The sequence below is a fragment of the Arthrobacter agilis genome (assembly GCF_002953615.1).
GTDB lineage: Bacteria > Actinomycetota > Actinomycetes > Actinomycetales > Micrococcaceae > Arthrobacter_D > Arthrobacter_D agilis_B.
The window spans coordinates 1,711,949-1,722,776 of record NZ_CP024915.1; the positions used below are offsets into that span (position 1 = coordinate 1,711,949).

Here is a 10,828-nt window from a genome sequence, read left to right on the forward strand (position 1 = left end):
GAGCGCCTGGCGCCGCAGCTTGCCCGCCTCACCCTCCCAGTTCGGGAGGTAGTACGGCACGGCGATCGTCTGGTTACCCGCGTAGGGCGACTCGATGGAGCGCTCGCCGAGGTCGTTCTTGAAGTTCTTGATGTCGCTCGTCGGGATCGTCTTCAGCACGTCGAGGTTGTCCGAGATCAGGTCCTGGTAGGCCGTCGTGTCGTTCTGGTAGATCTTGAACGTCACGCCGCCGTTCTGGGCGGCCTGGGGGCCTTCGTACTCGTCGTTCGGCACGAGTTCGATCTGCTGGTTGTGCTGCCAGGCACCCTCGGACGCGAACTTGTAGGGACCGTTGCCGATCGGGTTCTCGCCGAAGGCTGCAGGATCCTCGAGGGCGGCGGCGGGCAGCGGGAAGAACGCACTGTACCCGAGGCGCAGCGGCCAGTCGGACTCGGGCTGGGCCAGCTTGACCGTGAACGTGCGGTCGTCGACAACGGTGAGGCCGCTCATGGTCTCCACTGTGGAGCCCTCGGCACTGGCCTCGTCGTAGCCTTCGATGCTCTCGAAGAAGTAGCTCGAGAGCTGGGCGTTCTTCGCTGCGGCACCGTAGTTCCACGCGTCCACGAAGGAGTTCGCGGTGACGGGGTCACCGTTGGTGAAGGTCTTGCCCTCCTTGAGCGTGATCGTGTAGTTCTGGGCGTCCTCGGTCTCGATGGACTCTGCCATCTCGTTCTGGGGCTTGCCGTCGGCGTCGTAGCTGACCAGGCCCGCGAAGATGAGGTCGAGGATCGCTCCGCCACCCACCTCGTTGGTGCTGGTGGGGATCAGCGGGTTCTGGGGCTCGGATCCGTCCACCACGATGACGGCGTCCGTGGTGCCGCCGCCCATGCTGGATTCAGTGCTTCCGCCGCCGCATGCACTCAGCGACAGAACGGCGATGGCCGCGACGCTGAGCATTTGGGAAGTGCGCGTGAAACGCATTCCGCCTCCTAGGTATCTGGGTCGTTCCGGCGTTGATGTGGCCGGATAGTTGTCCCGCAGGTAGCGAGAGCCAACTCACACCGGAAGATTCTATGCCCGTTCTGTTGCTTCCCTGAACATCCTGTCGGGGAAGGCTCCCAGCCGGCTTTCAGCTTCGGCAGCCGTTCCAGTATTTCCGCAGGCCAGCGGGGAGAAGGGCGCGGCATCACGCTTTGATAACGGGTGCGAAAACTGGCACTCCGGCTCTGTACCGGCGGCAGGACGACGCGGCGGATCCCTGCAGCGCCGGCCACGGCGGGACCTGCAGGGAGCTCACGGGAGAGCCCGCCCCGCCGGCAGGCAGGACGGGCTCCTCGCTGGTGCGGGGCGGCTAGTCGGTCGACGCCAGGAGCTTCGCCCGCAGTTCACGGCGCTCGCGCTGTTTCGCCGGATCGGGCAGCGGAACGGCCGCCAGCAGCCGCTGGGTGTACGGGTCCTGCGGGCTGCGGAGGATCTGGTCACGGGTGCCCTGCTCCACGATCCGTCCGCGCTTCATCACGCAGATGTAGTCCGCGAGCACGTCCACGACGGCGAGGTCGTGGGTGACGAACAGGCAGGCGAAACCGAGTTCGCGCTGCAGGTTCTGGAAGAGCTCGAGGACCTTCGCCTGCACCGACACGTCCAGGGCTGACGTCGGCTCGTCCGCGACCATCAGCTTCGGCTTCAGCGACAGCGCCCGCGCGATGCCCACGCGCTGCTTCTGACCGCCGGAGAGTTCGTGGGGATACCGGTTGCGGTAGGAGCGCGGCAGCTCCACCTGGTCGAGCAGCGTCTCGATGCGCTTCTGCAGCTCACCGCCCTTGGCCTCACCCGCGAGGAACATCGGCTCACCGATGCTCTCGCCGATCGGCAACCGGGGATTCAGCGACGACGACGGGTCCTGGAACACCATCCCGACATGGCGACGCACCGCCACGAGCTCCCTGGAGGTGGGCCGGAGGCCGGAGATGTCGGTACCCACGACCTTCAGCGACCCGGCGGCCACGGGCAGCAGGCCGACGGCGGCCCTGCCGATGGTGGTCTTGCCGGAGCCCGATTCGCCGACGAGCCCGATGACCTGGCCGGGGTAGACGGTGAGGTTCGCGCCCTCCACCGCCCGGAAGGCCGGGACCCGACCCTGCTTCGGGTACTCGATGGCGACGTCGACGAGCTCGAGCACCGGCGCGGCGGCCGGAGGGGCCACCGCGTCCTCGGCCGGGAGTTGGGCGAGGACCTCCTGCTCACGCCGTTCCAGCTCGTCGTGATCGATCGTCTGCAGCTCCGTGTGGGTCGCCGCCGCCAGCGCCGCGGTGATGTCGACGTCGTCGTCCCCGTCCCCCTGCCCGAGGTGGGGCACGGCGGCGAGCAGCGCCTTCGTGTACTCGTGCTGCGGAGCGTTGAAGATCTGCTCCGCCGTGCCGGTCTCCACGATGCGTCCCTTGCGCATCACGGCGATCCTGTCGGCGAGGTCCGCCACCACGCCCATGTCGTGCGTGATCAGCACGATCGCGCTGTTGAGCTGGTTCCGCAGGTTGCGCATGAGGTCGAGGATCTCGGCCTGCACGGTGACGTCGAGGGCCGTGGTCGGCTCATCGGCGATCAGGAGCTTGGGGTCGCAGGACAGCGACTGGGCGATCATCGCGCGCTGACGCTGGCCGCCGGAGAGCTGGTGCGGGTAGGAGCGGAACGCCTTGTCGGGATCCGGGAGCTCGACCATCTGCAGCAGGCGCAACGCCCGCTGCCTGGCCTCGTCCGGGGAGATCTCGTTGTGCAGGCGCAGCGTCTCGACGATCTGGAACCCGACGGTGTACACGGGGTTCAGGGCGGTCATGGGCTCCTGGAAGATGACCGCGACGTCGTTGCCGCGGATCTGCCGCAGCTTCGCCGGCGACATCGTCAGCACGGACTTGCCGTTGAGCAGCACCTCACCCGTGACGCGGCTGTTGGAGGGCAGCAACCCGAGCAGCGACATGGAGCTGGCGCTCTTGCCCGAGCCGGACTCCCCCACGATCGCCAGCACCTCGCCGGCCCTCACCTCGTAGTTGAGGTCGATCGCCGCCGGGACCCACTTCTTGTCCACGCCGAAGTCGACGCTGAGGTTGCGGACCTCGAGCACGGGCCCCTGGGACGCGTCGCGGTCCGCGCCGGTGTCACCGGTGCCGCCGATTACCTGGGTACTCATGAGGGGATCTCCTTCGTGACGGAGGCACCGCGCGGGCGCGCAGCCTCCTGGATTGCCGCGCGCGGCTGCGGTGCTGGGACTATTGAGCCATGGAGAGCTCGAGGGAAGTGGCAGGGGCCACCGTGTTCAAACCGCGCACCGGTGTCTGGTTCACGGGGGTCGCTGTCCTCGTCGCTGCGGGCGGACTCGCGTCGGTCGTGGCGACCGAGGGCGCGGGCGGCCTGCTCGCGGGCTGGCCGCTCGTCGGGGTCGCCTACCTCGGCTGGTGGCTGTTCTGGTACCCGGCGGTCGTCGTGGCGGAGGACGCCGTGACCCTCCGCAACCCGCTGGCGACCGTCCGCGTCCCCTGGGCCGCGCTGATCGATGTGGACACCAAGTACGCCCTGAAGCTCGTGACGCCCACCGGTGCCTTCACCGCCTGGGCCGCGCCTGCTCCGGGAGTCTGGGGAACCCACGCGGGGAAGCCCGAGCACGTGACCAATCTGCCGTCCACGAGTTACGGCCCCGGAGGGTCCATCCGCCCGGGCGATCTTAAGAACACGGATTCCGGCTACGCGGCGTACCTGGTCCGCTCGCGCTGGCAGGACCTGGTGGAGAGCGGCGCGCTCGATGTCGACCACCCGGAACGCGCCCGACGCTCCTGGAATCTCCCGCATCTCGCCGTGGCGGTGGTCCTTTTCGCCGCGGGCGCCGCGTCGCTGAACCTCGCGTCCTAGGAAGCTCCTCACGCCGCGGCGGGCTTCTCTGCGTCCTTGGCCCGGTTGGCGTTGAACTTCTTCTGCCGCGGGTCGAAGGCGTCGCGCAGTCCGTCGCCGATGAAGTTGATGCACAGGCAGATGAGCACGATGAACAGCCCGGGGAACCAGAACAGCCACGGACGCGTCTGGAACGCCTCCTGGTTCTGGCTGATGATCAGGCCCAGGGACACATCGGGTGCCTTCACGCCGAACCCGATGTAGCTCAGGGCTGTCTCGAGCAGGATGCCCGCGGACATGAGCAGCGTGGTGTTCACGATGATCACGCCGACGGCGTTCGGCAGGATGTGCTTGAAGATGATGCGGGTGTTGGACGCGCCGGCGATCTTCGCCGCGTCGACGAACTCGCGCTCCCGCAGCGTGAGGAACTCGCCGCGGACCAGGCGGGCGAGGCCCGTCCAGGCGATCAGGCCGAGGAAGATGCCGAGCAGCCACACCTGGGCGCCGCTGCCGACGAACCGGTTGACGGACTCGCCCAGCGTCGCCGCGATCAGGACCAGGGGGATGATGATGATGATGTCGGTGAAGCGCATCAGCACCGCCTCGGTCCAGCCCCGGAAGTAGCCGGAGCACGCCCCGACCACGACGCCGACGAGGCACGCGAGAGCGCCGATGAGGAACATGATGATGATCGAGTTCTGCGCTCCGCGCATCGTCATCGCGAAGTAGTCGCGACCAATGGAATCCTGCCCGAACGGGTGCTCACCCCAGCTGAACGGCCCGGTGACGGTCGGGGCACCTCCGTTGAGCAGGGCGACGAATTCGGTGTGGTTGTACTTCCACCAGCCGGGGATGCCCGCGAACCCGACGGACGTGAACGCGAGGACGAAGATGATGGCGAACACGATGAGGCTGATGATCGCGGCCGTGTTGTCGAAGAACTTCCTGCGGACGATCTGCCCCTGGGACAGGCCCTTCGCCTCGGCCTCCGGGGCGGGGTGGGTGGGACCGGTGATGGTCCCCGCTTCTCCGCCGGGCAGGTCGGAGGGAGTCTGAGTGCTCATGCTTTCACCCTTACACGAGGATCGAGGAACGAATACACGATGTCGGCCACCAGGTTGAAGACCAGCGCCAGGATGCCGGCCACGAGGAAGAAGCCCATGATCGGATCCGGGTCGGTGCGCTGCAGCGCCTGCACGAAGAGCTGCCCCATCCCTGCGAAGGCGAACACCTGCTCCGTGATGATGGCACCGCCGATCAGGGCGCCGATGTCGAACGCGACGAGGGTCGCGAGGGGGATGAGCGCGTTGCGGAAGGCATGCCGCATGACCACGGTCCGCTCGCTGAGGCCCTTCGCGCGCGCCGTGCGGATGTAGTCCATGTTCATGATCTCCAGCATCGATGCCCGGGAGTACCGGCTGTAACTCGCGAGCGAGGCGAGCAGCAGTGCGAGGGTGGGCAGGAGCAGATGCGTGAACGTGTCGAGACCCGTGACCCAGAAGGTCCCCTCGAGCCCGGGCGTCTCGGCGCCCACGGTGGCGATCGGCCTCCCCCGCACGCGCGAGTTGCTGACGTAGGACGGCCACGTGACCATGAAACGGTCCACCACGATCAGCAGGCCCATGAGCAGGCCGGTGATGGCCGCCGCCCGCATACTCTGACCACGGTCGTACCCGCCCATGACGTAGCCGACCGCCATGCCGACGAGCACCGTGAGGATCGCGAGGACGACGATCATCCAGATCGTCGCGGCGTTGAGGATCGGGTTGACGACGTAGTACGCCACCAGGCCGATCGCCACCATGATGAGGGACGAGTACAGGGCCTTGCGGTTGCGCAGCCCCGCGGTCAGCAGCACGATGCCGAAGGCGATACCGACGCCCGTGACGAGAATGACGATCGGCCCGAGCCCCGGCGAGGAGAACCAGTCGACGAGGTCCAGCACGAACAGGAGCGCCGCGGCGACGACGGCGCCCAGGACGAAGGCGATCCCCTTGCGCTTCCATGACCTGCTGGCGAACAGCGCCCAGATGAGGCCGCTGGCGATGGCGACGACGAGGATCGTCGAACCCGGTATCCGGGGATCGGCGAGGAAGTTGTTGAAGCCGATGGCGCCGAACTCCTTGAGGAGGACGGCGAGCCAGAAGATCGGCAGGGAGAAGAACAGGAAGGACATGAACGTGACGCCGTAGTCCAGTCCGCTGTACTGGCGCAGGGCGGTGATGATGCCCAGCGAGACACCGATGATGATCGCCAGTACGGTGGCCGTGGTGACGAGCGTGATGGTGTTGCCCATCGCGCGGACGAGTGCCGTGGTCACAGCTTCACCCTGGATGCTCGATCCGAGGTCGCAGGTCGCCGCGAAAGGGATCAGGCACTTCGCGGCACCCGCCAGCCAGCCGAAGTAGCGCAGCGGCGCCGGAGTGTTGAGGTCGAGAAGCTCCGTCCGCGCCTGGATGAGCTGCTCCCGGTTCGGGGCGTTGCTGGCCCGGAGCTCCTCGAGCGGATCGCCGGAGAGCGCCGTGAGCTGGTAGACCACGAAGGACGCACCGAACAGGATGAGGACGGCCGTCACCAGACGCCGAACGATGTAGGTCACCATAGATTTCGAGCCTCAATATCGGATTCGATGGGTCATTCCCGTGCTATCGCAGAAGTGTAGTGCAGGGTTTCAGGCCGCCGGGACGCGCCCGATCCCGCACCTCCGGGAACCTCTGTTCGCGCGCCGACCGGGCGGCACCCTCGCTGTAGGGGCCACAGACGAAGGCGCCGGGACAGGCGAGTTCTCCTGTCCCGGCGCCTTCTCGATCAGAGCGGGTGTCCCGGTGGTCGAGCTACTGGGTGATTTCCCAATCCCAGAGGTTCCACCAGATGCCGGTCTGGTTCGGCATGTACTCGATGCCGCTGACGTTGTCGCTGTACGCGTCCACACCGGGCACCTGGAACAGGGGCAGTCCGTACTTCGAGTCCCAGATGAGCTTGTCGATCTGGACCTGCAGTTCGTCCTGCTTGTCGGGATCCGTGGTCACGACGAGCTCGTCCATCAGCTCGTCGGCCTCGGGGCTCGAGAACCCGTTGAAGTTGGAGCCTGCGCCCGACTTGAAGATCTGCGGTACGCCGGACACACCGACACCCGAGTTGATCCACCCGAAGATAGTTGCATCGTAGGTGCCGTTGCCGAGCGCCGCACTCCAGTCGGAGGCACCGAGCCCGCCGTCGACGATCTTGAAGCCGGCCTGCGAGGCCGACTCCGCGATCAGCGTGTAGGCGTTGAGGCGGTTCGGGTTGTCGCGGTTGTACATGATCCTGACCTCGGGTGTCGCCCCGTCGAGCAGCTCCTTCGCGCCCTCGATGTCGACCTCGTCGTAGGCGTCGGACCCGTTGGTCGAGGCGGCCTCCTCGTAAGGCTCCTGGTCGGCGAGGAACAGCTGCGAGTCGAGCGGCGCCGCGTCGGGGTTCAGCTTCTTGATGATCGAGTCCACCAGCTGCTGGCGGGGCACGGTCTTCATGAAGGCTTCACGGACGCTCTCTTCTGCGAAGACGCCGCTGAAGTTGAGGTCCAGGTGGTCGTAAGACAGCTCGTTGCCCCGCGACACGGTGACGCCCTCGACGGCTTCCAGCTGCTCGACGGTGTCAGCGGACGCCTGCGGCGCGATGATGTCCGCCTCGCCGTTCTGCAGGGCCTGGACCTGGGCAGGAGCCTCACCGATGTAGCGGACGGTGATCTCGTCCACCTTCGGGATGGGACCCCAGGTGTAGTCCTCGTTGCGAACGAGCGTCATGGACTGGTCCGGAGTCATGGCCGAAGCGATGAACGGACCGTTCGAGAGGAACAGCGACGGATCGGTCGGCAGCGACTTCGTGTCGAAACCGGCGTTCCAGAAATCGGCCAGTGCCTGCACCTCGGGGCGCTCGACGGGGTTCTCAGGGTCGCCTGCCGGCGTGGTCTCGATGAGCTCGATGAGCGCGTCCTCGTCGGCGAGGCCGCCCTTCTCGGCCACGACATGCGCCGGCGTCGAGATGCCGCCCTCGCTCATGAGGCCGAAGGCGACCTCGTAGTCGGCGAAGGGCTCGGAGTAGTTGAGCGTGATCGAGCGGCCGTCGTCGCCGATCTCCGGGAGCTCGGTGAGGGCGAGACCGGTTGTGTCGCCCGCGTAGTCGAAGTAGGTCGCACCCGACACGACTTCACCCGCCTCGTCGGTGGTGGAGTCGTTGAAGTATCCCGATCCGATGGCCCACGAGAGCAGCAGGTCTCCGCCGTCGACCGGTTCGCCGTCGGACCAGTTGACGCCCTCGTTGACCGTGTACTTGACGCTGAGCGGGTCCTCGGAGAGGACCTCCATGGAGCCGAATTCCTCGTTCTTGACGACCTTCAGGTCATTGTCGATGTAGACGAACCCGGAGTGGGTCGCATAGGCGATCCGGCCGTTGATGTCCGAGTTACCCTCGGAACTGTTCGAGTTGAACGAACTGAAGCCGTTCACCTCGACGACCCGGATATTTCCGCCCGTCGCTTCGCCCTCGGCGCTCTCCTCGGGTGCTTCAGCACCCGTGTTGGCAGCGCAGGCGCTCAATGCGAGTGCTGCGACAGCAGCGACGCCCAAAGCTTTGGAAGTACGTCCGAAACGCATTCCGCCTCCTAATTCATAGTGTGGTTCCAGCTTCACGCGGTGTTGCATGACAGCCGACACGCGACCCGAGAGGGTGACGCCACTCACGTGAGCAAAAGCCTAAGTGCACTCTGTTACTAACAGGTACCTCTGGGACATCCGCCCGAGTGTTGTTATCGAGCTGCAACCAAATGGTCAGAGGCCTTCGCCACTGCATCTGCGGCAACACCTGGTCGTCTCTTCGGTCCCCGGCGTGCTGAGGGCGACTCCTGCTTGAAATGGCGCTGTGCGCGGTGTTTTGCTGGGGAGGCCGGCACAGCCGGCCGGGTGTCGCCGTCGTGCGAGGAAGCTGCAGCGGCGCACTGTCGACGACACGGGACGGACGTGAAGCGGGATGGCGTGGCTCTTCGTGGACAAGCACGCGGCGGTCTGGGACGACGACGCCGATGTCCAGGCGGCGATCGGAGCGCTCAAGGTCCGGCTGGACCAGCATGCCGAGGTGCACCTGTCGATCCAGAGCAGGGGCCTGAAGGGGCCGGTCTTCGTCATCACCAGGGAGACGGTGCTCAGCTCCCCCGAGCTGAGCAATCGCTTCAACGCCGACCTGTTCGCCGAGCTCACGACGCCGACCGCGCGGAACAGCCCGACCATCCACTGGTTCTCGGACGGCCGCGGCTTCGTCTCGGAGACGAACAGCCGCATGTGGTGAGGAGCCGGCCCTCGCCGTTCTCCCAGCCGGCGTGGCATCCGGCGCATAGGCTGGGATCAGTCGTCCACTGACCCGATCTTCCGGAGGAAGCCATGCCCGTCAGTCCTCGCCCGCTGCGCAAGCTCGGCTTCCTCACGATCGGCCTGTTCGATCCGGTGGATCCGGCCGCCGGGCATGAGTCGACCCTGCGGATCATCGAACTCGGAGAACGGTTGGGGTTCGACAGCGCCTGGTTGCGCCACCGTCACCTGCAGTTCGGGATTTCCTCCCCGATCGCGATGATGGCCGCTGCGAGCCAGCGGACCTCCCGGATCGAGATCGGCACCGCGGTGACCCCGCTGGGCTGGGAGAATCCGCTGCGCCTGGCCGAGGACCTTGCCACCGTCGACCTGCTCGCCGGTGGGCGGATCAACCCCGGCCTGAGCGTGGGGGAACCGATGCACTACGACACGGTGAAGGACGAGCTGTACCCGGACTCGGCGGATCTGGAGGACTTCGGCTACGCACGCGTGGAACGGTTCGCCCGGATGATCGCGGGGGAGCCGGTCCGGGAGTTCTCCGGCCGGCAGGGCGTCGTCGAGGAGTTCTCCGACCGCGTGGAGCCACACTCCCCCGGACTGCGTCGACGTCTCTGGTATGGAGCGGGCAGCAGCAGATCGGCAGTCTGGGCCGGGGCCAACGGCTTCAACCTGCTCTCCAGCAGCGTGATCTTCCCCGACCAGGACCAGGAACCGGATTTCGCCCGCATCCAGCAAGCCCAGATCCTCGCCTACCGCGAAGCCGCCGCGGCTTCATCCGCCGCGCCTGGTCCGGCTCGCGTCTCGCAGGGCCTGGTGGTGATCCCGACCGACTCTGCGTCATCGGACCAGCGCGAGAAGCACCAGCGGTACGTCGATGCACGCGTGCCCCGCACGAGGTCGCCGCAGGGGCCCAAGGGCATGCTGTTCGCCCCGGACCTCATCGGTACCAGCGCTGAGATCGCGGAGCAGCTGTACGCGCACGCGGGGTTCCAGGAGGTCGACGAGGTCGCGTTCGCCCTGCCCTTCAGCTTCGACCACGAGGACTACGTCCAGATCCTCACCGACATCGCCGGAAAGCTGGGGCCGGCTCTCGGGTGGGCTCCCGCCGGCGTCGGTCAGGCCGTCCGGTAGCTTCCGCGGAGCGGTTCGCGGAGCGGGAGTACACGTCGGCGGTCGATGCGACGGAATCCGACGGGGCGGCGGGGCTTGGTCTACCGTTGGGACTGACCGATTCGACCACGGAGGCATCCTTGGCGACCCTGCACACACGCGCACCGGCTGCTCCGTCGACCCGATCCGGAGCCATCGACGCCCTCCGCGTCCTCGCGGTCGTCGCGGTCGTGACCGGTCACGTGTGGGCGGGACCGCTCATCGACGCCGGCCTCTACACCTGGCACGTCCCCGCGTTCTTCGTGCTCTCCGGGTACCTCTGGAAGAACCGCGAACCGCACTTACGAGGGGCTGTCGCAACGGAGGCGAAGAAACGCTTCAGGACCATCATGACGCCCTACGTCGCATGGTTGGTCCTGACCCTCCTCGTCCACGTCCCCCTCCACATCAAGCGCGGCACGCTGACGACCGACGCCGTGACACTGCCCCTCATCGGCGGGTCCCTCAACGCGGGGCCTTTCGGT

At 66.8% G+C, this 10,828-nt stretch carries 9 protein-coding genes; 4 read left to right on the top strand and 5 right to left on the bottom strand.

Going from position 1 to position 10,828, the window contains the following annotated elements:
* Together CVO76_RS08200 and CVO76_RS08205 are read right to left on the bottom strand one after the other, a co-directional pair.
* Positions 1-960: peptide ABC transporter substrate-binding protein (locus CVO76_RS08200; protein WP_208741615.1), on the bottom strand; the 960-nt coding region annotated here is incomplete at its 3' end.
* Positions 961-1,330: 370 nt separating this feature from the next.
* Positions 1,331-3,160, bottom strand: a complete 1,830-nt coding sequence (locus tag CVO76_RS08205; RefSeq protein ID WP_208741616.1) for an ABC transporter ATP-binding protein — start codon at positions 3,158-3,160, stop codon at positions 1,331-1,333.
* An 89-nt stretch (positions 3,161-3,249) separates the two neighbouring features.
* Here CVO76_RS08205 and CVO76_RS08210 point away from each other — a divergent pair, with 89 nt between their 5' ends.
* Entirely contained in the window at positions 3,250-3,876 is a 627-nt protein-coding gene (locus CVO76_RS08210; RefSeq protein WP_208741617.1) for a PH domain-containing protein, read from the top strand.
* Between the two features lie 8 nt (positions 3,877-3,884).
* Here the strand turns inward: CVO76_RS08210 and CVO76_RS08215 are convergent, their stop codons facing one another.
* The 3 genes from CVO76_RS08215 to CVO76_RS08225 form a co-directional block, all read right to left on the bottom strand.
* Positions 3,885-4,919 (bottom strand): ABC transporter permease, encoded by a 1,035-nt coding sequence (locus tag CVO76_RS08215; protein ID WP_208741618.1) that lies wholly within the window; start codon positions 4,917-4,919, stop codon positions 3,885-3,887.
* Entirely contained in the window at positions 4,916-6,457 is a 1,542-nt protein-coding gene (locus CVO76_RS08220; protein ID WP_208741619.1) for an ABC transporter permease, read from the bottom strand. The genes CVO76_RS08215 and CVO76_RS08220 overlap by 4 nt, the downstream gene beginning before the upstream one ends.
* Before the next feature lie 232 nt (positions 6,458-6,689).
* Complete coding sequence (locus tag CVO76_RS08225; protein WP_208741620.1) at positions 6,690-8,486, bottom strand: ABC transporter family substrate-binding protein; 1,797 nt, start codon at positions 8,484-8,486, stop codon at positions 6,690-6,692.
* A 373-nt stretch (positions 8,487-8,859) separates the two neighbouring features.
* Here CVO76_RS08225 and CVO76_RS08230 point away from each other — a divergent pair, with 373 nt between their 5' ends.
* The 3 genes from CVO76_RS08230 to CVO76_RS08240 all read left to right on the top strand — a co-directional run.
* Positions 8,860-9,174, top strand: coding sequence for a hypothetical protein (locus CVO76_RS08230; protein WP_133082562.1), 315 nt, complete (start codon positions 8,860-8,862; stop codon positions 9,172-9,174).
* A gap of 92 nt (positions 9,175-9,266) precedes the next feature.
* Positions 9,267-10,325, top strand: coding sequence for an LLM class flavin-dependent oxidoreductase (locus CVO76_RS08235; protein ID WP_208741621.1), 1,059 nt, complete (start codon positions 9,267-9,269; stop codon positions 10,323-10,325).
* Between the two features lie 119 nt (positions 10,326-10,444).
* The coding region (locus tag CVO76_RS08240) for an acyltransferase family protein (RefSeq protein ID WP_208741622.1) at positions 10,445-10,828 on the top strand (384 nt) is incomplete at its 3' end.

What these genes read in the sequence shown, in the direction of transcription:
- CVO76_RS08205 (WP_208741616.1), bottom strand. Translation starts at nt 3,160, where the DNA reads ATGAGTACCCAGGTAATCGGCGGCACCGGTGACACCGGCGCGGACCGC.
- CVO76_RS08210 (WP_208741617.1), top strand. Translation starts at nt 3,250, where the DNA reads ATGGAGAGCTCGAGGGAAGTGGCAGGGGCCACCGTGTTCAAACCGCGC.
- CVO76_RS08215 (WP_208741618.1), bottom strand. Translation starts at nt 4,919, where the DNA reads ATGAGCACTCAGACTCCCTCCGACCTGCCCGGCGGAGAAGCGGGGACC.
- CVO76_RS08220 (WP_208741619.1), bottom strand. Translation starts at nt 6,457, where the DNA reads ATGGTGACCTACATCGTTCGGCGTCTGGTGACGGCCGTCCTCATCCTG.
- CVO76_RS08225 (WP_208741620.1), bottom strand. Translation starts at nt 8,486, where the DNA reads ATGCGTTTCGGACGTACTTCCAAAGCTTTGGGCGTCGCTGCTGTCGCA.
- CVO76_RS08230 (WP_133082562.1), top strand. Translation starts at nt 8,860, where the DNA reads ATGGCGTGGCTCTTCGTGGACAAGCACGCGGCGGTCTGGGACGACGAC.
- CVO76_RS08235 (WP_208741621.1), top strand. Translation starts at nt 9,267, where the DNA reads ATGCCCGTCAGTCCTCGCCCGCTGCGCAAGCTCGGCTTCCTCACGATC.